Annotated in this window: 17 protein-coding genes and 1 pseudogene; 8 read left to right on the forward strand and 10 right to left on the reverse strand. The window is 61.0% G+C overall.

Features of this window, described 5'->3' with window-relative positions; genetic code table 11:
- The first annotated feature begins 25 nt into the window (after positions 1-25).
- Together AB4N82_RS11520 and AB4N82_RS11525 are read left to right on the forward strand one after the other, a co-directional pair.
- Entirely contained in the window at positions 26-1159 is a 1134-nt protein-coding gene (locus AB4N82_RS11520) for a TIGR03364 family FAD-dependent oxidoreductase (RefSeq protein WP_032884185.1), read from the forward strand.
- On the forward strand, positions 1159-1713 hold the full coding sequence (locus AB4N82_RS11525) for a phosphonate degradation HD-domain oxygenase (protein ID WP_122681960.1): 555 nt from the start codon (positions 1159-1161) through the stop codon (positions 1711-1713). Before AB4N82_RS11520 ends, AB4N82_RS11525 begins: the two co-directional genes overlap by 1 nt.
- Here the strand turns inward: AB4N82_RS11525 and AB4N82_RS11530 are convergent.
- Positions 1710-3077, reverse strand: coding sequence for a DUF3482 domain-containing protein (locus AB4N82_RS11530; RefSeq protein WP_032884183.1), 1368 nt, complete (start codon positions 3075-3077; stop codon positions 1710-1712). The genes AB4N82_RS11525 and AB4N82_RS11530 overlap by 4 nt on opposite strands.
- Positions 3070-4449 (reverse strand): DUF2868 domain-containing protein, encoded by a 1380-nt coding sequence (locus tag AB4N82_RS11535; protein ID WP_122763941.1) that lies wholly within the window; start codon positions 4447-4449, stop codon positions 3070-3072. The genes AB4N82_RS11530 and AB4N82_RS11535 overlap by 8 nt, the downstream gene beginning before the upstream one ends.
- A 69-nt stretch (positions 4450-4518) precedes the next feature.
- Between AB4N82_RS11535 and AB4N82_RS11540 the strand changes: the two genes are divergently transcribed.
- A complete protein-coding gene (locus tag AB4N82_RS11540) occupies positions 4519-5031 on the forward strand; it encodes a dihydrofolate reductase (RefSeq protein WP_122763940.1) in 513 nt (170 codons plus the stop codon).
- A 79-nt stretch (positions 5032-5110) separates the two neighbouring features.
- On the opposite strand, the gene AB4N82_RS11545 is transcribed toward AB4N82_RS11540, so the two are convergent.
- Positions 5111-6502, reverse strand: coding sequence for an L-cystine transporter (locus tag AB4N82_RS11545; protein ID WP_032884179.1), 1392 nt, complete (start codon positions 6500-6502; stop codon positions 5111-5113).
- A 242-nt stretch (positions 6503-6744) separates the two neighbouring features.
- On the opposite strand from AB4N82_RS11545, the pseudogene AB4N82_RS11550 reads away from it, so the two are divergent.
- Positions 6745-7805, forward strand: a pseudogene (locus tag AB4N82_RS11550) (HAD family hydrolase).
- A gap of 194 nt (positions 7806-7999) precedes the next feature.
- On the opposite strand, the gene ilvD reads toward AB4N82_RS11550, so the two are convergent.
- Positions 8000-9841 carry a dihydroxy-acid dehydratase gene (gene ilvD / locus AB4N82_RS11555; RefSeq protein WP_032884175.1) on the reverse strand — a complete coding sequence of 614 codons (1842 nt, stop codon included), beginning with the start codon at positions 9839-9841 and terminating at the stop codon, positions 8000-8002.
- Between the two features lie 281 nt (positions 9842-10122).
- On the opposite strand from ilvD, the gene AB4N82_RS11560 reads away from it, so the two are divergent.
- Entirely contained in the window at positions 10123-11679 is a 1557-nt protein-coding gene (locus tag AB4N82_RS11560) for a DUF4153 domain-containing protein (RefSeq protein ID WP_460104940.1), read from the forward strand.
- Positions 11621-11857 carry a hypothetical protein gene (locus tag AB4N82_RS11565; protein ID WP_460104941.1) on the forward strand — a complete coding sequence of 79 codons (237 nt, stop codon included), beginning with the start codon at positions 11621-11623 and terminating at the stop codon, positions 11855-11857. Before AB4N82_RS11560 ends, AB4N82_RS11565 begins: the two co-directional genes overlap by 59 nt.
- On the opposite strand, the gene AB4N82_RS11570 is transcribed toward AB4N82_RS11565, so the two are convergent.
- The gene (locus tag AB4N82_RS11570) at positions 11854-13014 is read right to left on the reverse strand and encodes an MFS transporter (RefSeq protein WP_122763938.1); all 1161 of its coding nucleotides are present in this window, start codon (positions 13012-13014) and stop codon (positions 11854-11856) included. The two genes, AB4N82_RS11565 and AB4N82_RS11570, sit on opposite strands and share 4 nt — an antisense overlap.
- Positions 13015-13264: 250 nt before the next feature.
- Entirely contained in the window at positions 13265-14461 is a 1197-nt protein-coding gene (locus tag AB4N82_RS11575) for a class I SAM-dependent rRNA methyltransferase (protein WP_053127951.1), read from the reverse strand.
- Positions 14462-14629: 168 nt separating this feature from the next.
- On the opposite strand from AB4N82_RS11575, the gene AB4N82_RS11580 reads away from it, so the two are divergent.
- Together AB4N82_RS11580 and mutM are read left to right on the forward strand one after the other, a co-directional pair.
- On the forward strand, positions 14630-15496 hold the full coding sequence (locus AB4N82_RS11580; RefSeq protein ID WP_032884170.1) for an HDOD domain-containing protein: 867 nt from the start codon (positions 14630-14632) through the stop codon (positions 15494-15496).
- Between the two features lie 21 nt (positions 15497-15517).
- The gene (mutM, locus tag AB4N82_RS11585) at positions 15518-16330 is read left to right on the forward strand and encodes a bifunctional DNA-formamidopyrimidine glycosylase/DNA-(apurinic or apyrimidinic site) lyase (protein ID WP_095185142.1); all 813 of its coding nucleotides are present in this window, start codon (positions 15518-15520) and stop codon (positions 16328-16330) included.
- 117 nt (positions 16331-16447) lie between these two features.
- On the opposite strand, the gene AB4N82_RS11590 is transcribed toward mutM, so the two are convergent.
- The 4 genes from AB4N82_RS11590 to AB4N82_RS11605 form a co-directional block, all read right to left on the reverse strand.
- Entirely contained in the window at positions 16448-16699 is a 252-nt protein-coding gene (locus AB4N82_RS11590) for a YfhL family 4Fe-4S dicluster ferredoxin (RefSeq protein ID WP_032884168.1), read from the reverse strand.
- A 261-nt stretch (positions 16700-16960) separates the two neighbouring features.
- On the reverse strand, positions 16961-17440 hold the full coding sequence (coaD, locus tag AB4N82_RS11595; protein WP_003176711.1) for a pantetheine-phosphate adenylyltransferase: 480 nt from the start codon (positions 17438-17440) through the stop codon (positions 16961-16963).
- Positions 17441-17543: 103 nt separating this feature from the next.
- Positions 17544-19139: a GMC family oxidoreductase gene (locus AB4N82_RS11600; protein ID WP_032884166.1), complete on the reverse strand. Its 1596-nt coding sequence runs from the start codon at positions 19137-19139 to the stop codon at positions 17544-17546.
- A 39-nt stretch (positions 19140-19178) separates the two neighbouring features.
- Positions 19179-19724, reverse strand: a complete 546-nt coding sequence (locus AB4N82_RS11605) for a twin-arginine translocation pathway signal protein (protein WP_095185140.1) — start codon at positions 19722-19724, stop codon at positions 19179-19181.
- Positions 19725-19750 lie beyond the last annotated feature (26 nt).

A 19750-nucleotide genomic window follows, 5' to 3' on the forward strand; every position in this document is an offset into this window, starting at 1 on the left:
GGTCTTGAAAACAGGACATCACTAAATGACACACCACAGCGACCTGCTGATCATCGGCGCCGGCATCCTCGGCCTTTCCCACGCTTATGCAGCCGCCAAACGCGGCCTCAAGGTCAAAGTCTTCGAGCGCAGCGCCACGCCGTTGGGCGCCTCGGTGCGCAACTTCGGCCAGGCTCTGGTCACCGGCCAACCACCGGGGCCGATGCTCGACCTGGCGCGGGAAAGCCGTGAGATCTGGGGGCAGTGGGCGCAAGTCGCCGGGCTGCAACTTAAGCGCAACGGCTCGTACTTGTTTGCCCGCACCGAAGCTGAAGAACACCTGCTGGAAGCCTTCTGCGCCGGTCGCGCGCAGGAGTACGGCTATAACGTCGAGTTGCTGCAAGGCGCAGCAATGAAGGATCTGTACGGCGGCCAGTTCCGCCACCACCGCGCCGCGCTGCACGGCAAGGACGATCAACAGCTGTATTCGCGCGAGGCGATTCCGGCGCTGATCAACTACCTGACGCAAGCGCTGAACGTGGAGTTTCATTTCTCCACGCTCGTGCGCGACGTGGAGCCGGGCCAACTGCACAGCACGGCGGGGAGCTTTCGTGGCGAGCAGATCATCGTCTGCTCCGGCCACGATTACCAAACCCTGCTGGCCGAATCGATTGCGCCGCTCAACCCGCAGGTCTGTCGCCTGCAAATGCTGCGCGCTCGGCCGGTGCTCAACCTGAACCTGCAACACGCCTTGCTCACCGGCCTCAGTTGCGTGCATTACGGTGCTTTCGCCGACTTGCCGGAAGCCGCGCCGGTGCAGGCGCAGATCCTTCGCGAAGCACCGTACCTGCATGAGCATGGCATTCACTTGCTGATCAGCCCGACGCCTCACGGCGAACTGATCATCGGCGATTCCCACGAGTACGGCAGCGATGCGTCGCCCTTCAACGCCGAACAGGTCGACGACTGGATGATCGAACTGGCCCAGCAGACCCTGGGCTGCAAGATCCAGGTGGTGGAGCGTTGGCAGGGCGTTTATGGCTCGCGTGGACCGGCGCCGTTTTCGTTCTTGCGGGCGGCGCCAGGCGTGAGTGCAGCGTTGATGCACACCGGCGTGGGCATGAGCGTGGGTCCAGCGATGGCCGAGCGCAATATCCGCGCGTTGTGTGGGGAGGCGTGATGAACCGGGAACAGGTGATTACCGACGTCTTCGGTTTGTACGAACTGCACGGCACGGCGGACTACATCGGCGAGCCGGTGTCGCAGATCGAACACATGTCCCAGGCCGCGCAGTTGGCCATGGCAGAAGGTTTCGATGATGAAGTGGTATTGGCAGCGTTCTTCCACGACATCGGCCATCTCTGCGGCCAGGGCGGCGCGAACATGGGCGGTTATGGCGTGGTCAGCCATGAGCGGTTGGGGGCGGATTACCTGCGTCGGGCAGGGTTCAGCGAACGCATGGCCAGGCTGGTGGAATATCACGTGCAGGCCAAGCGCTACCTGACCTTCAGCCAGCCGGATTACTACGCGCGCCTGAGCGAAGCCAGCCGTCGAACCTTGGCTTATCAGGGCGGCGTGATGACGGCCGATGAGGCACGGGCCTTCGAGCAAGACCCGCTCTGTCACGTCAGTCTGCGCATGCGCCACTGGGACGAACAAGCCAAGGACATGCACGTGCCGCTGCTCGACCTTGAAGTGCTCAAGGCCAAGGCTCGCAAGGTGCTGGCAGCTTAGGTCTCGTCGAGGCGTTGGGCGAGGGCCTCGATTTGCTCTTGGCGTTCAGCCTGGCTCAGCTTGGCGTGGGGGTTGAGCGACGACCATTGCGGATGGGCACGGGCTTTGTGCAGCGCCTCCGGCAACTTGCCTTCGCGCCAGGTTTTGTCCTGGGGCGTATCGACCTTGATGCTGTGCATCGCCGCGTGGCCGCGCACGCTCAGGGCCTTGAGCAACTGGCGTTGGCGCAGGGCGAGCAGGCGCAGCACGCTATCATCGACGGTCAACTCGCGTTGGCCCTTGATCTTGCCCAGCAGGCGGCTGCCATAGCTGCGCGCGGTTTGCAGCGCGCCCCCGGCGATGGCTCCGGCCAGGGCAGCGGCGCCCAGCGTCAGCCCGCCAACCAGCAGATCCACGCCGGCACCCGCCGCCGCGCCGGCAGCGATCCCGCCACCCACGCGCACGCCGAGTTGCTTGAGGGTTTCCGGGTTGAACAGGTCGTCGCCCCAGCGGCCATCCAGCAGCGGCAAGTCGCTGGCGGCCGCGTCTTGTGGGCGGAAACCGAACAGCTTGAGCAGGGCTTCCACACATTTTTGTTCGCGCTGGCGTACGGCCTTGCGCAAATCGCCGATGGCTTGCTGCTCATCTTCAGTGACCACGCTGCGCCTGCACGCGGCGCAGTCGATCAATAATTCGGCGATCAACCGCGCTGCGCTTTGCTGGCGGGCTTGGCGTTGGGCTTGCTGATCAAGGACCAAGCGTTCCAACTGCGGTCGTGCGTTTTCCAGCAGCAGGGCCAGACTTTCATACAGACGACGCTCGCCGTCTTCCGGCGGCGCGACGCTGTCGAAACGCACCAGCGCATGCAGGCCGAGGCGGGCCAGGGCTTCGCGCCAGTCCGGTTCGCGGTGGTCGCTGCTGCTGACGAAATTGAGCACCGGCAGCAAGGGTTTGCCGCAACTGGCCAGCACTTGCAGCTCATCGCGGTACTTGGCCAGCACCGGCTCGCGGGCATCAATCACATACAGACCGGCGTCCGAGGCCAGCAGTTGGCGCAGCACTTTGGCTTCCTGCTCGAAACGCTGGCGCGCTTCGCTGCCTTCGAGGAACCGCGCCAGGCGCGCCGGGCCGTCCAAGCGTTCGCCAGGTCGGTCGAGACGTTCCAGGTAATCAAGCAGGGCGATGGCATCTTCCAGGCCGGGTGTGTCGTACAGCTCCAGCAGGGCTTCGCCGTCCACCGACAGGCGCGCGCCTTCTACATGCCGCGTGGTGCTGGGACGATGGGAGACTTCACCGAAGCCCACATCCCGGGTCAGGGTGCGCAGCAGCGAGGTTTTGCCCACGTTGGTGTGGCCGACCACGGCGAGTTTCAGCGGTTTAGTCATGACCGGTCTCCAGCCAGTTCAACGGCGCGCAGTCGGCGAAGGGCAGCTCCAGCTGATGCAGCGCGGTGTGCCAATCGCCGAGGCGTTCGGCATCCAGCGCTTGGCCGGGCGGTGCTTGCAGCAGCCAGACGCGGGTGGCTGCGGCGCTGCGCGCGAGTTCGGCGATCAGCGCGAGGCTGCCGCGATCCGGCGAACGGCGCGGGTCGCAGGCGATGGCCAGGCGCGCGGGCGGGAAGCGGGTGAGCTGTTCCAACAGCTTGTTGCGTGATTCACGGCTGTCGAGGATGCCGGCGTTTTTCACTTGGGCTGGTAGCTTGGGCGGCCAGGGGTGTTGGTCGTCCAGCTCGATGGCCACCAGCAGGGCGCCGTCGCTTTCAAGCTCACTGACGCCGCCGGTCACGTGGTGCAGTTGCTCGGGCGCGGCGTCGTTGACGCCGAGGCGTTCACTGCTTGGCATCAGGCGTTCACGCAGTTGGCTATAGCCCGGTAGGTTCAGGTCCAGGCGCAAGGCCGCGCGTCCTACTTTCCAACGCCACAGGCACAACAGGGCGAGGATGAGTCGGGGCAGCAGGCCGTAGACCAGCAACACGCCCACCAACCAAGCGGCCCAGGCTTGGCGGGCGCTTTCGATATTGAGGGCGGAGTCGCCGCTGGCGCGGATCATCTCGACGGTCGGTACATTGAAACCAAGCACAGCGGGCAGGGCGCCGAGGGCCTGGGTGACGGCGACGAAGGTGTCGGCACCGAGAATGGTGGTTTCCCACACAAAGCCGTAGCGCCTTGTGGCGAGCAGTGTCAGCAGAATGATCAGCGCGCTGAGCAATGCCAGCAGCCACAGTCCGTTGACCAGCACACCGACTGCCCAGCGATTGAGTTTCTGGCGCTGCAACAACAGCAATAACGCCGGGGCCAATTGCGCGGCCTTGGCGTCACGGGCGAGTTTTTCACTGAGCCACAGCCATAGGCGACCAAGACTGGCGCTGTGCTCTCCAGCAAACAGCAGGCCCAGTGCCCAGCTTATCAACAGGATCAGATTCAAACCGAGCAGGCTGCCCAGGGCCCAGAACACATTCACCGGGGTCAAGCCGTTGCCCAGTGCCGCGAAGGCCAGCCCGGCGCCGCTGATAACGGCGACTAGCGCCAGCAGCACCAGTGCCAAACGGGCACCTTGCAGCCAGCGGGTGAGGGCGGCAGTCAGCCCATCGCGCTCGGCCAGATGCAAGGCGCGATGCTGGATGCGCGTCGGCAGATCGCCGCCGGCCGTGCGGGCCAGGCGGTTGGCTTCCAAGTCCTCCAGGGCGCCTGCGTGTTCTTCACGCAGGCGCACGGTTTCTGTCAGCCAGAGTTTTTGCAGCGGGTTCAGTGCAGTCACGCGCCGTCCTGTTGAGCAAGTGAGGTTGGAGCATAACCGCTAGGTCTTGGCTCTGGTATTCTCGTCGCCATGAAAAAAACTCTCCCTTTAAGCCTGATCGCAGCCCTCGGTGAAAACCGCGTGATCGGCGTCGATAACAGCATGCCCTGGCATTTGCCGGGGGATTTCAAATATTTCAAGGCCACCACCCTTGGCAAGCCAATCATCATGGGGCGCAAGACCTGGGATTCTCTGGGTCGACCGCTGCCTGGGCGCTTGAACCTGGTGGTCAGCCGTCAGACCGATCTTAAGCTTGAAGGTGCGGAAGTTTTTCCGTCACTCGATGCCGCCGTGGCGCGGGCTGAAGCCTGGGCGCTGGAGCAGGGCGTGGATGAGTTGATGCTGATCGGTGGCGCGCAGCTGTATGCGCAGGGGCTGGAGCAGGCGGATCGGTTATATCTCACGCGCGTGGCGCTGAGCCCGCAAGGGGATGCGTGGTTTCCGGAGTTTGATGCGAACCAGTGGACGTTGGTTTCCAATCTGCCAAACCCAGCCGAAGGTGATAAGCCGGCTTACAACTTCGAAGTCTGGGAAAAAGCCTAAAAGCATCGGGGGCAAGCCCCCTCCCACATTGAAGTGCATTCCAAATGTGGGAGGGGGGCTTGCCCCCGATGACGGTCTATCAGGCCTGCGCTAACTCCGCATGCTCATCTGCATCCAACAATGCCTTGTCCGTCTGCCCCATGATCTGGCTGGTAATTGCCCCTGCCGTCATCGAGCCATTCACGTTCAACGCCGTACGGCCCATGTCGATCAGCGGCTCCACGGAAATCAGCAGCGCCACCAGTGAGACCGGCAAGCCCATGGCCGGCAGCACGATCAGCGCGGCAAACGTCGCACCGCCACCCACGCCAGCAACACCGGCCGAACTCAGGGTCACAATCGCCACCAGGGTCGCGATCCATAGCGGGTCCAATGGGTTGATGCCCACGGTCGGCGCCACCATCACCGCTAACATGGCTGGGTAGAGGCCGGCGCAACCGTTCTGGCCGATGGTCGCGCCGAACGAAGCAGCGAAACCGGCGATGGATTGCGGAATGCCGAGGCGGCGAGTCTGCGCCTCAATGCTCAGCGGGATAGCCGCCGCGCTGGAACGGCTGGTGAAGGCAAACGTCAGCACTGGCCAGACCTTGCGGAAGAAGCGCAGCGGGTTGATCCCGGCCAGCGACAGCAGCAGGCCATGCACCACGAACATCAGGCCCAGGGCCAGGTACGACACCAGCACGAAACTGCCGAGCTTGATGATGTCTTGCAGGTTGGAACCGGCGACCACCTTGGTCATCAGCGCCAATACGCCGTACGGGGTCAGCTTCATCACCAGGCGCACCAGGCGCATCACCCAGGCTTGCAGGGTGTCGATGGCGTTGAGCACTTTCTGGCCTTTTTCCACGTCATCCTTGAGCAGTTGCAGCGCGGCAACCCCCAGGAACGCAGCAAAGATCACCACGCTGATGATCGACGTCGGCTTGGCGCGGGCCAAGTCGGCAAACGGGTTTGACGGCACAAACGAGAGCAGCAACTGAGGGATGTTCAGGTCGGCGACCTTACCTGCGTAATCACTCTGGATCACTTGCAGGCGCGCCATTTCCTGGGTGCCGGCCACCAGGCCCTCGGCGGTGAGGCCGAACAGGTTGGTCAAGCCGATACCGATCAATGCCGCAATCGCGGTGGTGAACAGCAACGTGCCGATGGTCAGGAAGCTGATCTTGCCCAAGGACGCCGCGTTATGCAGGCGCGCCACAGCGCTGAGGATCGAGGCAAATACCAGCGGGATCACGATCATTTGCAGCAACTGCACGTAGCCATTGCCGACCAGGTCGAACCAGCCAATGGAGGCCTTGAGCACCGGGTTGCCGGCACCGTAAATGCTGTGCAGCGCCACACCAAACGCCACGCCCAGGACCAGGGCAAACAGAACCTTCTTGGCGAGGCTCCAGTTTGTGCGACGGGTTTGTGCCAGGCCCAATAGCAGGGCCACGAACACGAGTAAGTTGAGAATCAGGGGCAGATTCATTGAAGCTCCGTTGAGAAGGCAGCCAATCGCGTGAGCCTGCGATTGCGAACCGGAAATCCTAACAGCTTGAAATATATTGATTTAATACCAATATGGAATGGTGACTGTCGTTTTTGGAATAAGCCTTTGACGCTCAGGCGTATGCCGTTGGCGGGATCAGGACGCGCGCGGTCGCGCTCAACATGGGAACTGTCACGAGGATTTGTTAGCGTCGATGTCTTTCACTCAGGGAGACAACGTCTATGAAGCTCGCGCCGAAACTACTGGTATCCGCCGCACTTTGCCTGGGACTCGCCAGCCAGGCGTTTGCCGCCACGGAGTTGAAACACTGGCCCGCACCTGCGGCCAAGCAACTGAACGACATGATCGCCGCCAACGCCAACAAGGGTAACTACGCGGTGTTCGACATGGACAACACCAGCTACCGCTACGACCTCGAAGAGTCCCTGCTGCCCTACATGGAAAACAAGGGCCTGATCACCCGCGACAGCCTTGATCCTTCGCTCAAGCTGATGCCGTTCAAAGACACGGCCGACCATAAGGAAAGCCTGTTCAGTTACTACTATCGACTGTGCGAAGTGGACGACATGGTCTGCTACCCCTGGGTCGCCCAGGTGTTTTCCGGCTTCACCCTCAAGGAACTCAAGGTTCAGGTGGATGAGCTGATGGCGTCCGGCAAGCCCGTGCCGGTCAGCTATTTCGAAGGCGACGTGGTGAAGAAGTCCGAGGTGCAGCCGCCGAAAGTCTTCACCGGCCAGACCGAGCTGTACAACAAGCTGATGGAAAACGGCATCGAGGTGTACGTGATGACGGCCGCTTCCGAGGAACTGGTGCGCATGGTCGCGGCGGATCCGAAGTACGGCTACAACGTCAAACCTGAAAACGTCATCGGCGTGACCACCCTGCTCAAGGACCGTAAGACCGGCGAGCTGACCACCGCCCGCAAGCAGATCACCGCCGGCAAATACGATGAGAAAGCCAACCTCGGCCTGGAGCTGACCCCCTACCTGTGGACCCCGGCGACCTGGATGGCCGGTAAACACGCGGCGATTCTCACCTACATCGACGAATGGAAAAACCGGTGATCGTCGGCGGTGACACGCCGACCAGCGACGGTTACATGCTGTTCCACGATGTAGACGTCGCCAAGGGCGGCGTGCACCTGTGGATCAACCGCAAAGACAAATACATGACTCAACTCAACGGCATGATGGCCAAGCATGCTGCGGCGCAGGCCAAGGAAGGGTTGCCGGTGACGGCGGATAAGAACTGGGTGATCGTCAAGCCGGATGAGATTCAATAACCACGGCTCTACGCCGGTAAATGTGGGAGGGGGCTTGCTCCCGATAGCAGGGTGCCAGTCGGTGCATGTGTTGACTGACCCATCTATATCGGGAGCAAGCCCCCCTCCCACATTGTGATCCTCAGTGTTTTGGATAATTGCTCCAGGCAAAAAAATGCCCCGCACTTGGCGGGGCATTTTTATTGGGGCGAGGCTTACAGGCCGTCGAGCATCGCCTTGTTACGCACAGCGCCTTTGTCGGCACTGGTGGCCAGCAGGGCGTAAGCCTTCAGCGCCGTGGTGACTTTGCGCGGACGCTTCTCCACTGGCTTCCAGCCTTTCTTGTCCTGCTCGACGCGGCGTGCAGCCAGTTCTTCATCGCTGATCAACAGGTTGATCGAACGGTTCGGAATGTCGATCAGCACCTTGTCGCCATCCTGCACCAGGCCAATCGCGCCACCGGCAGCGGCTTCTGGCGAAGCATGGCCGATGGACAGGCCCGAGGTGCCGCCGGAGAAGCGGCCGTCGGTCAGCAGGGCGCAGGCTTTGCCCAGGCCTTTGGATTTCAGGTAGGACGTCGGGTAGAGCATCTCCTGCATACCCGGACCGCCTTTCGGGCCTTCGTAGCGGATGATCACGATGTCGCCTTCTTTTACTTCGTCGGCGAGGATGCCGCGAACCGAGCTGTCCTGGCTTTCGTAGATCTTGGCGCGACCTTCGAAGACGTGGATGGACTCATCCACACCGGCGGTTTTCACCACACAGCCATCGAGGGCGATGTTGCCGTAGAGCACGGCCAGGCCGCCTTCTTGGGAGTAGGCGTGTTCGACACTGCGGATGCAGCCGTTTTCACGATCGTCGTCCAGGGTGTCCCAACGGGTCGACTGGCTGAACGCAGTCTGAGTCGGGATGCCCGCCGGGCCGGCCTTGAAGAAGGTATGCACGGCTTCGTCGTCAGTCTGGGTGATGTCCCACTTGGCGATGCCTTCGGCGAGGGACTTGCTGTGCACGGTCGGCAGGTCAGTGTGCAGCAGGCCGCCACGGGCCAGAGAGCCTAAGATCGAGAAGATCCCGCCGGCGCGGTGCACGTCTTCCATGTGGTACTTCTGGATGTTCGGCGCGACTTTGCACAGTTGCGGCACGTGACGGGACAGGCGGTCGATGTCGCGCAGGTCGAAATCGATCTCGGCTTCCTGGGCGGCGGCCAGCAAGTGCAGGATGGTATTGGTGGAACCGCCCATGGCGATGTCCAGGGTCATGGCGTTTTCGAATGCCTTGAAGTTGGCGATGTTGCGCGGCAATACCGAGTCATCGTTCTCGGTGTAGTAACGCTTGCACAGCTCGACGATGGTGCGGCCGGCCTGCAGGAACAGTTGCTCGCGGTCGCTGTGGGTAGCCAAGGTCGAACCGTTGCCCGGCAACGCCAGGCCCAGAGCTTCGACCAGGCAGTTCATCGAGTTGGCGGTAAACATGCCGGAGCACGAACCGCAGGTCGGGCAGGCGCTGCGCTCGTATTCCGCAACCTTCTCGTCAGAAGCGCTGGAATCGGCGGCGATGACCATGGCGTCGACCAGGTCCAGGCCATGGGAGGCGAGCTTGGTCTTGCCGGCTTCCATCGGACCGCCGGAGACGAAGATCACCGGGATGTTCAGGCGCAGGGAGGCCATCAGCATGCCGGGGGTGATCTTGTCGCAGTTGGAGATGCAGACGATGGCGTCGGCGCAGTGCGCGTTGACCATGTACTCCACGGAGTCGGCGATGATCTCGCGGCTTGGCAGCGAGTACAGCATGCCGTCATGGCCCATGGCGATGCCGTCATCCACGGCGATGGTGTTGAATTCTTTTGCTACGCCGCCAGCGCGTTCGATCTCGCGGGCGACCAGTTGGCCCAGGTCCTTGAGGTGGACGTGGCCCGGTACGAACTGGGTAAAAGAGTTGGCAATCGCGATGATCGGCTTCTTGAAGTCGTCATCTTTCATCCCCGTGGCACGCCACAGTGCGCGCGCGCCGGCCATGTTGCGGCCGTGGGTGGATGTTTTCGAGCGGTAATCAGGCATTGGAGCACTCCGGGCGGCTAATCGGTATCAAAGGGGAGTGAGCTTCTAGTGACGTCTGGAACACCCGAAAAATGGCCCTGGTGTCCGGAAGTTGCCGCAAACGTGACGGGATCGCCGTGCGCATTGGCCTTGAGCTCATAAACCCGCCGGGGGATGACTGGCGATGAATAGGGCCGATTCTACACCGCTGGCGGCTGGAGGGAACGGGGCAATACTCATGTCCGTGGGCTTTGTTTAGACTAGCGACCCTTTGCCCCCCACCCCCCTCCAAAGGAATTGGAATGCCCGGTATCCATCGTTTTCTTGGGTTTTACCTGCTGATCGGTCTGATCCAGGGAATCGTCTTCAATTACTCCGATCAGCTCTATCGCTTGAGCGAAACTCTGTTTTTTATCACCTACACCGTTGTGTTGGTCGGCGGTACCACCTTGCAGTTGCTGGGGGAAAAAGCTCTGCGGTGGCGGTCGCTGCTACCTACGCTGGCGTTCACCCTGTTGATGGGCGGCATGACGCTGTGGGTCTGTTACGGCCTCGACCATGTCGGCAATAGCCGTTGGGCGATCAATTCCTGGTTTATCAGCGTGATGTTGTTGAGTTATGTCTGTGCCACGTTTCTGTTCGCCTGGCCCGCCGAAAAAGGGCAGCGCTGGCGTTATGAGGACCTGTTTCAGCAGGCCTGGAACAGCGTGTTCATCGTGCTGTACGCCCTGATCCTGGTGGGGGTGTTCATGTTGTTGCTCAAGCTATGGGGCCGACTGTTCCTGATGCTGGGCATCGAATTTTTTGAGCATCACTTCTGGAGCCAGCGATTCCTGTGCATCAGCTTGCCGTTGGTGTTCGCCCTGGGCATGTACCTGGCGGCGCGCAGCGAGAAAGTCATCGGCCAGATGCGCGGCATGCTGTTCAGCGCCTGTGGCTTGTTGTTGCCGTTGATCGCCCTGATCAGTCTGCTCTTTACCCTGACTTTACCGTTCACCGGGCTCCAACGAATTTGGGCGACGGGTTATTCAACGCCCATTCTGCTGGTGCTGGCAGGTGCGCAGCTGTTCTTGCTCAACGGTGTTTTTCAGGAGGGTGTTCAGCCTCGGCCGTACCCCAAATGGTTAACGCGTTTTATCGAGTTGAGCCTGCTGTGTCTGCCGATTCTCGCCGCCATCGCGTTTTATTCGAGCTGGCTGCGGGTGGAGCAATATGCCTTGTCGCCACAACGCTTCATTGCGCTGGCGGCGGCGCTATTGTGTGGTTTGTATGGCCTGGCGGCCGTTTGGGCGGTGGTGTTGCGTTCGCCGATCTGGCTCGCCAACTTGCGGGTGACCAACCCGGCCCTGGCGTTGCTGTTTTGTGGGCTGGTGGTGTTGGTCAATACGCCGATCCTCGATCCGGTACGTTTGAGCGTCGACGATCAGGTCCGGCGTTTGCTCGACGGGCGCACCAAGGCTGGAGCGTTCGATGCGCACTACTTGCGGTTTGGCCTGGAGAAAGCAGGCGAGGAGGCGTTTGCAAAGTTGCAGGTCGACTTGGATCAGGAACGCATTCTGGACCCGGATTCACGCCGCGCCTTGCGTGAGCGGATGGACGACACGGCGCTGAGTTTCACCGAGCGCTATGCAAAGGAACAGGCGGAGCGGCCCAGGCCCGAACTGGAATGGATCGGCCCGGAGCCCAAAGATAGCGAGCAATTTGCCGAGCTCAGCCTGAGCACGGACTCCCCCTTGCGAGTTGGGTTGCGTGCTGTGGGCGGTCGACCTGGATCAGGATGGCCAACCCGAAGTGCTGGCAATGCCGAGCACCAGTTATCGTCACGACTCCAAGCCGCCACGCATTTTCGTGTTGGATGAGAAGGGCGAATGGGACGATCGTGGTCCGTTGTTGTGGACGCAGCTGCCGGACGGTTATGTCGACACGGAGACGCTGATCCACGATATCCGCGAAGGAAAGGTTTCGCTGGTCAAACCCCGTTATTTGCAGTTGCAGACCAGCGATATGCTGCTTACGCCGGTGATTCGGGAGCCTTAGCGGCCCGCACGGCTGTTGGTCATCAGCCCCCACAGGCTGAGCACAATGAACCCGATGGCGATGGTGATGAGCAGATAATCGCCGGCCTGGGCCAGTGCGGCGCTGCTGATGGCCGCCGTGAGAAACATGATGCTGTTCCCGGCCGATGCGGCGGTGCCCGCACTGCTTGAGAACAACAGCATCGCTGCGGAAATCGCAGCAGGCCGAACCAGGGTCACGGCCAGGGCGCTGATCAGCATTGGGATGAGCAAGGTCACGGTGCTGATGGCTTTCAGGCTCACGATCAGGGTTAACAGTGCGCCAGCAACGAGCAGTAGTCCGAGACCGATGTTGATTTGCCGGGACAGCGTCATGCGTTTTTGCAGGTGCGAGGCTGCGACGCCCCCGAGCAGGTAGGCCACGCCATACACCATCAGCACCAACGCATATTGGTACTCGGACAGCTTCAGCGCATCCATGAAAATCAGCGGTGTCACGCTGATCAAGGCGAAATAGCAGGCAAACACCAGGGCGGCGATCCACCAATAGCGCAGAAAGTCGCGATTGGCGGCGACTGCTTTGAGCGTGCCCAGGATCGAAACGGGTACGCGGTGCGGGCTGGCAGCCTGGGAAGGCAGAATGCAGAACGCATGGATCAACATGCCCAATGCCATGAGCGCAAACCCATAGAAGCTCCCTTGCCAGTCGAAGGTGGTTTGCAGCCAGGAGCCGATCAGTGGTGATAGGGCGACAAACGAGCCGCTCAGGGTCATGTAATAGAGGCGTACCCGGGCTCGGTCCTGTTCGTCGAACAGGTCTTCCACCAGTGCATGGCCCAACACGAAGAAGCCGCAGCCCATGGCCTGCACCGTGCGAAACAGCAGGAACGTCAGGTAATCCGGGGCCATTGCGCAGCCTATCGCCCCGAGGATCGACAGCGTGATGCAGCCGAGCAGCACTTCCTTGCGACCCCATTTATCCGACAGCGGGCCAGTGACCAGTTGGGAGATCGAAAACACCAAAGTGAACAGGCTGATGGACAGTGCGATGTCTGCGCTGGGCGTATCGAACTGGGCAGACAGGGCGGGAAACGAGGGCAGCAGGATATTGATCGGGAAGAAGCTGATCAGGGAAATGCAGGTGATTAGGATGAAGCGGGAGAGAGACGGCCCAGACATTGTTTTTGTTTTCCGGAGTAAAACCAGAAACCGATACTAGTCTGCGAAAAGTGGAATTCAATCAAAAGCGTTGAGAGAAATTTCCTGAGTAGACGTGGCTTGCTTGGGTAGGAAACGTTTTCACGGCAACCACAAAACAAATGTGGGAGGGGGCTTGCCCCCGATTGCGTAGTGTCAGCCCCCTATTAGCTGGCTGACGCACGGCTATCGGGTGCAAGCCCCCTCCCACATTTTTATCTGTGCTTGCCTGTTAGCTATTCGGCAACAACCGGCACGTAATGCTCTTGATGTACCGCGTCTCGACAATTGCCGGGTGCACCGGGTGATCCGGACCCTGGCCGCCACGCTCAAGCATCTGGATATTGCGGTCCAGATGACGGGCGCTGGTCAGCAGAATGTTCTGCAGGTCGTCTTCCGGCAGGTGCATGGAGCACGAGGCGCTGACCAGGATGCCGTCCTTGCTGAGCAGACGCATGGCTTGCTCGTTCAGGCGGCGGTAGGCGCCTTCGCCGTTCTTCATGTCTTTTTTGCGTTTGATGAAGGCCGGTGGGTCGGCGACGATCACGTCGAAGCGTTCTTCGCTGGCTTTCAGTTCTTTCAGCGCTTCGAAGACGTCGCCTTCGATGCAGGTCATTTTTTCGGCAACGCCGTTCAGCGCAGCGTTGCGCTCGACGCCGTCGAGGGCGAAGGCGGAAGCGTCGACGCAGAACACTTCACTGGCGCCGAAGGCCGCTGCTTGCACGCCCCAGCCGCCGATGTAGCTGTACAGGTCGAGTACGCGTTTGCCTTTGGCGTATGGGGCCAGGCGTGCGCGGTTCATGCGGTGGTCGTAGAACCAGCCGGTTTTCTGGCCTTGGATCACCGGGGCTTCGAATTTCACGCCGTTTTCTTCCAGCGCGACCCACTCAGGCACCAGGCCGAACACGGTTTCGACGTAGCGGTTGAGGCCTTCAGCGTCGCGCGCGGCGGAGTCGTTCTTGAACAGGATGCCGCTCGGCTTGAGCACTTGGGTCAGTGCGGCGATCACGTCTTCCTTATGGGCTTCCATGGTCGCCGAAGCGATCTGCACCACCAGGATGTCGCCGAAACGGTCGACTACCAGGCCCGGCAGCAGGTCGGAATCGCCGTAGACCAGGCGGTAGAACGGCTTGTCGAACAGGCGGTCACGCAGGGACAGGGCAACGTTGATGCGGTGCACCAGCAGCGACTTGTCCAGCGGCAACTTGATATCGCGCGACAGCAGGCGTGCGCAGATCAGGTTGTTCGGGCTCATGGCCACGATGCCCAGGGTCTTGCCGCCGGCCGCTTCCAGGATAGCCTGGTCGCCTGCCTGGAAGCCGTGAAGAGGTGTGGCGGCCACATCGATTTCGTTGCTGTAGACCCACAGGTGGCCGTTGCGCAAACGACGATCGGCGTTGGCTTTGAGACGCAGGCTTGGCAGGGACATGACGTCGCTCCGGAAAAAGAGCGGGAGTATACCTTGTTGCGTAGGAAATCGCGGCGCCGCCGGACATGTGGCCAGCACCCAAATTTGGTCCGGCTCCATCCGGTTTTTGAGGTGTCGGTCAGCTTTGCTTAGGGGGTAGAATCCTCGCCTAGCCCAGAGTGTGTACTTATGTCCCAAGAGCTTTCCGCCGAACAGATCCAGCAGGCCCTGCAAGGCATCAGCGTACCGCCCCAACCGCAAATCATGGTGGATTTGCAAATGGAGCAGTACATGCCTGACCCGGACCTGGAAGTGATCGCACGGTTGATCTCCCAGGATCCCGGCCTGTCCGGCGCGTTGCTGAAGATTGTCAACTCACCGTATTACGGCCTGAGCAACAAGATTGCCTCGATCCAGCGCGCAGTGAACCTGTTGGGCAGCCGGTCGATCATCAACCTGATCAACGCGCAGTCGATCAGGGGCGAGATGAGCGACGACACCATCGTCACCCTCAACCGCTTCTGGGACACCGCCCAGGATGTGGCCATGACCTGCCTCACACTGGCCAAGCGCACGGGTTCCCAGACCGTAGACGAGGCCTATGCCTTGGGCTTGTTCCACGATTGCGGGGTGCCGTTGATGCTCAAGCGCTTCCCCAACTATATGACCGTGCTGGAGCAGGCCTACGCCAATGCCGGCCCTGACTGCCGCGTGGTCGACACCGAGAACAATGCGTTCAACACCAACCATGCGGTGGTTGGCTACTACACCGCCAAGTCCTGGCGCCTGCCGGAACATGTGACCGATGCCATCGCCAACCACCACAACGCCCTGGCGGTTTTCAGCGATGAGTCGTCGCGCAACCCGCAGGTGAAGAACCTGCTGGCAATCCTGAAGATGGCCGAGCACATCTGTTCGTCCTACCGGGTGCTGGGCAACCAGTCGGTTGACCATGAGTGGAACGCCATCGGCCCTCTGGTGCTGGACTACGTGGGCCTGTCGGATTACGACTTCGAGAGTATGAAGTTGTCGATCCGCGAACTGGGCGCGCACTGACTCCCCCTTCAAGAGGTACACATGCCCGAGTTACCAGAAGTCGAAACCACCCGGCGCGGGATTGCGCCGCACCTGGAAGGCCAGCGCGTCAGCCGCGTAGTGGTACGTGAGCGGCGCCTGCGCTGGCCAATCCCGGAAGACTTGGACGTGCGCCTGTCCGGGCAGCGCATCGTGCTGGTAGAGCGGCGGGCCAAGTACCTGTTGATCAATGCCGAGGTGGGCACCTTGATCAGCCACTTGGGCATGTCAGGCAATTTGCGCCTGGTGGAAGTCGGTATGCCAGCGGCCAAGCATGAGCATGTGGATATCGAGCTGGAATCGGGCATGGCCCTTCGCTACACCGACCCACGGCGCTTTGGCGCGATGCTCTGGAGCCAGGATCCGCACAACCATGAGTTGCTGATCCGTCTGGGGCCGGAGCCGTTGACGGACCTGTTTGATGGCGAGCGCTTGTTTCAACTGTCCCGCAGGCGGTCGATGGCGGTTAAGCCGTTCATCATGGACAACGCGGTGGTGGTGGGCGTGGGCAATATCTATGCGACGGAAGCGCTGTTTGCGGCGGGGATTGATCCGCGTCGTGAGGCGGGTGGCATTTCACGCGGGCGGTATTTGAAGCTGGCGATTGAGATCAAGCGCGTGCTGGCGGCTGCCATTGAGCGGGGCGGCACCACGTTGCGGGACTTTATCGGCGGGGACGGGCAGCCGGGGTATTTCCAGCAGGAGTTGTTCGTCTACGGCCGGGGTGGCGAGGCGTGCAAGGTCTGTGGGACTGAGTTGCGCAACGTGGTGCTGGGGCAGCGGGCGAGTGTCTTTTGCCCCAAGTGCCAGAGCTGATTGTTGTGTGATGGCGGATATAACCATCGGGGGCAAGCCCCCTCCCACATTTGAAATGCATTACAAGTGTGGGAGGGGGCTTGCCCCCGATAAGGCCCTGACAGGCGCTGAAGAACCTCAGGCCTTACCGGTAATCTTCCGGTACTTCTCCATCAGTTCCTCTTCAGTCTCCGGACGCGCCTCATCCAGCGGAATGCAATCCACCGGGCACACCTGTTGGCACTGAGGTTCGTCATAGTGGCCGACACACTGGGTGCACAGGTTCGGATCGATCACGTAGATCTCCTCACCTTGGGAAATGGCAGCGTTCGGGCACTCGGGTTCGCAGACGTCGCAATTGATGCAATCGTCGGTGATGATCAGGGACATGGAAACTCCTGCCAGGGCTGTCAGCCAGGGCATCTGAAAACTAATGCGCGCAATTGTGCCGCATTGGCGCCCGCAGTGCGAGCCGGTCTGACTTGTGGCTTTTGATTTTTGTGGTGAGCGGGCTTGCCCCGCGCTGGGCTGCGAATTAGCCCCAATCCAGGCGACCGGGGTTCACCTAAAGCTACGCAGTGCTCTTATTGGGGGCTTCTCAGCCCGGCGCGGGGCAAGCCCGCTCACTACAGGTAAACCGGCAAACCTCGGCTACTTCTTGAAGCGCAGCGTCAGCGCGTCCGCCACGGCAGGGTGCACGAACTTGGTGATATCTCCGCCCAAAGCAGCGATTTCACGGACTAACGTCGAGGAAATGAACGAATAACGTTCCGAAGGCGTGAGGAACAGGCTCTCAACGTCCGGCGCCAGTTGGCGGTTCATGTTGGCCAGTTGGAATTCGTATTCGAAGTCCGATACCGCACGTAGGCCGCGCAGGAACACATTGGCGTTCTGCTCTTTGGCAAAGTGCGCCAGCAGCGTCGAAAAGCCCACGACTTCGACGTTAGGCAGGTGCTTGGTGACCTCACGCGCCAGCTCCACGCGCTGTTCCAGGGGAAACAGCGGGTTTTTCTTGGGGCTGGCCGCGACCGCGATGATCACATGGTCGAACAAGCGAGAGGCGCGTTCGACCAGATCGCCATGGCCTTTGGTAATCGGGTCGAAGGTTCCTGGGTACAACACTCGGTTCATCGCGTCGTCCTGGCGGAGTCCGTTGGGGAACCGGATGGTATCGCAGCCATCCCGGTCGGCCAAGTCGACTTATGTAGATACATGCCGCTGATCGAGCGTTTTTTCATGCTGTTTTCAGACGTTCGGCCAATGCTGTGGCCAGTTGGGCGGTCAATCCGTACACCGACAATTGGGGGTTGGCCCCAATGCTGGTGGGGAATAACGAGCCATCGTGGATCGACAGATTACGTAATTGGTGATGGCGACCCAGGCTGTCGGCCACGGCGTTTTTCGGGTCTTCACCCATCGCGCAACCGCCCATCACATGGGCGCTGCCCAGGGTCGTGCGATGCAGTTCCAGGTTCAAACCGTCAATCAGTTCGCGGGCTTGCGCCAAGGTGTTTACGTAACGCGCATCGTGATGCAGCGGCTTGACCGACTTGGCGCCCGCTGCAAACTGAATTTCGGCCATGCTGTGAAAGGCCCGGCGCAGGCCGTCCCAGGCGTAGGGTGAAACCTGATAATCGAGAACGGGAGTGCCGTCGCCGCGCAAATCTACCGTTCCACCAGGGCTGTCGGGGTGAAAACCGTCGCGCAAAAGGGCGAGCATGGCGTGAGTATTCGGCAATTGGCTCATGTCCAGCGCATTCCCGGTGCCGTAGCCGCCGAACAGCGTGCTGGCCAATCCTGGGTGTAAGGGCGGCGCTTCCAGCTTGTAGGACATTTTGCCGGTCGTGCCGTCCTGCCATTGGAAGTGATCGGAGTAGATCGACTGCGGTGCACCGTAGAATGGGTTGATCACCTCGTCGAACAACCCGGCGGAGAAATTCACAAGGTGCAAAAAGGTGCGCTTGCCCAAGCGCGAGTGCGGGTCGGGTGCGTCCGAGCGCATCAGCAACGCCGGGCTGTTGATACCGCCGCCCGACAGCACGTAGTGTTTTGCCTTGACTGTGATCTTGCGCCCGGTCGGCGATACGCAGCGCTCATCCATGGCCACGCATTCCAGGCTGCTGATGGTGTCGCCGCTGTATTTGAGGTGTTCGGCGCGGGCCAGGTAGAGCAACTCGCCGCCTTTCTCCAGGGTGGACGGTATGGTGGTCACCAGCATCGATTGCTTGGCATTGACCGGGCAACCCATGCCGCAATAGCCCAGGTTGAAACAGCCACGCACATTGCGCGGGATCACATGCCAGCTGTAGCCAAGTTTTTCGCAGCCTTTGCGGATCACGTCATTGTTGGCGTTCGGCGGCATGGCCCAAGGCGCGATGCCCAGGCGTTGTTCCATTTTTTCGAACCACGGCGCCATCTCGGCGCTGCTGTGGCCTTTGACCGCGTATTCACTGGCCCAGTGAGAGAGGGTGGCGTCCGGGGTGCGGAAGCTGGAGGTCCAGTTGATCAACGTGGTGCCGCCCACTGCCCGACCCTGCAGGATAGTAATCGCGCCGTCCTTGCTCATGCGGCCGATGCCTTCCTGATACAGGCTGGTGTAGGCCTCGTCCTCCAGCAACTTGAAATCGCTGCTGGTCTTGAGTGGGCCTTCCTCGATCAGCAGCACTTTATAGCCGGCAGCGCTGAGGATCTCGGCCGTGGTGCCGCCACCGGCGCCGCTGCCGATGATGGCGACGTCGGCTTCCAGCGTCAGGTCATTGTCGAGGGCGGCGCCGTTGTGGGTTTTCCAGCCACGGGCCAGGCCTTCGCGGAACAGATCGGGTACGGGCATCAGGATCGTCTCTTGTTTTTATTGTTGAGGGGATGCGGATCAGATCTTCGGCGGGCCGGGATAGCCGCAATGGGCCCAGGATGCGGGCTGGAAGTACCAGGCCATGATCACCAGCTTGAGCAATGAGCCCTGGCCCATGCGCAGCAGGTTCAGGTAGCTGTTTTCCCAGCGGTGCAGGAAGTTGTGGATCTGCTCTGTGCTGGCGTTCTCCCAACTGCCCCAGATACCGGTCAACGGACCTCGGGTGATGGCCATGCCCAATACGTCGAACAGCTGCTGGGTGAGCTTGAACATCTCGGGCGACAGGCGCTGCAGGCTGAAATCGAGTTTTTTCAGAGTGTCTTCGACGCCGTTGGCCACCTCCTGGGCGCTGGCTACACCTTCCAGCAATACCGGAATGACCGCGCGTAAAAACGGCAGATCGCTGCTGCGCAACAGGGCAAAGCCGCTGGCCGGTGTGCTGCTGGAACAGCCGCTGAGGCTGGCGCCAAGCCCGGCGGTGGCGAGGAAGGCGCTGGCGCACAGGCCGATTTTCAAGACGCCGCGCCGCGACAGCGCGGGTGAATCAGTGAGGCTAGGGTTCATTGTTATTGTTATCCCGTGGGTGGCGG

This window comes from Pseudomonas sp. H1_D04, from assembly GCF_054683855.1.

What these genes read in the sequence shown, in the direction of transcription:
- AB4N82_RS11520 (WP_032884185.1), top strand. Translation starts at nt 26, where the DNA reads ATGACACACCACAGCGACCTGCTGATCATCGGCGCCGGCATCCTCGGC.
- AB4N82_RS11525 (WP_122681960.1), top strand. Translation starts at nt 1,159, where the DNA reads ATGAACCGGGAACAGGTGATTACCGACGTCTTCGGTTTGTACGAACTG.
- AB4N82_RS11530 (WP_032884183.1), bottom strand. Translation starts at nt 3,077, where the DNA reads ATGACTAAACCGCTGAAACTCGCCGTGGTCGGCCACACCAACGTGGGC.
- AB4N82_RS11540 (WP_122763940.1), top strand. Translation starts at nt 4,519, where the DNA reads ATGAAAAAAACTCTCCCTTTAAGCCTGATCGCAGCCCTCGGTGAAAAC.
- AB4N82_RS11545 (WP_032884179.1), bottom strand. Translation starts at nt 6,502, where the DNA reads ATGAATCTGCCCCTGATTCTCAACTTACTCGTGTTCGTGGCCCTGCTA.
- ilvD (WP_032884175.1), bottom strand. Translation starts at nt 9,841, where the DNA reads ATGCCTGATTACCGCTCGAAAACATCCACCCACGGCCGCAACATGGCC.
- AB4N82_RS11560 (WP_460104940.1), top strand. Translation starts at nt 10,123, where the DNA reads ATGCCCGGTATCCATCGTTTTCTTGGGTTTTACCTGCTGATCGGTCTG.
- AB4N82_RS11565 (WP_460104941.1), top strand. Translation starts at nt 11,621, where the DNA reads ATGCCGAGCACCAGTTATCGTCACGACTCCAAGCCGCCACGCATTTTC.
- AB4N82_RS11570 (WP_122763938.1), bottom strand. Translation starts at nt 13,014, where the DNA reads ATGTCTGGGCCGTCTCTCTCCCGCTTCATCCTAATCACCTGCATTTCC.
- AB4N82_RS11575 (WP_053127951.1), bottom strand. Translation starts at nt 14,461, where the DNA reads ATGTCCCTGCCAAGCCTGCGTCTCAAAGCCAACGCCGATCGTCGTTTG.
- AB4N82_RS11580 (WP_032884170.1), top strand. Translation starts at nt 14,630, where the DNA reads ATGTCCCAAGAGCTTTCCGCCGAACAGATCCAGCAGGCCCTGCAAGGC.
- mutM (WP_095185142.1), top strand. Translation starts at nt 15,518, where the DNA reads ATGCCCGAGTTACCAGAAGTCGAAACCACCCGGCGCGGGATTGCGCCG.
- AB4N82_RS11590 (WP_032884168.1), bottom strand. Translation starts at nt 16,699, where the DNA reads ATGTCCCTGATCATCACCGACGATTGCATCAATTGCGACGTCTGCGAA.
- coaD (WP_003176711.1), bottom strand. Translation starts at nt 17,440, where the DNA reads ATGAACCGAGTGTTGTACCCAGGAACCTTCGACCCGATTACCAAAGGC.
- AB4N82_RS11600 (WP_032884166.1), bottom strand. Translation starts at nt 19,139, where the DNA reads ATGCCCGTACCCGATCTGTTCCGCGAAGGCCTGGCCCGTGGCTGGAAA.
- AB4N82_RS11605 (WP_095185140.1), bottom strand. Translation starts at nt 19,724, where the DNA reads ATGAACCCTAGCCTCACTGATTCACCCGCGCTGTCGCGGCGCGGCGTC.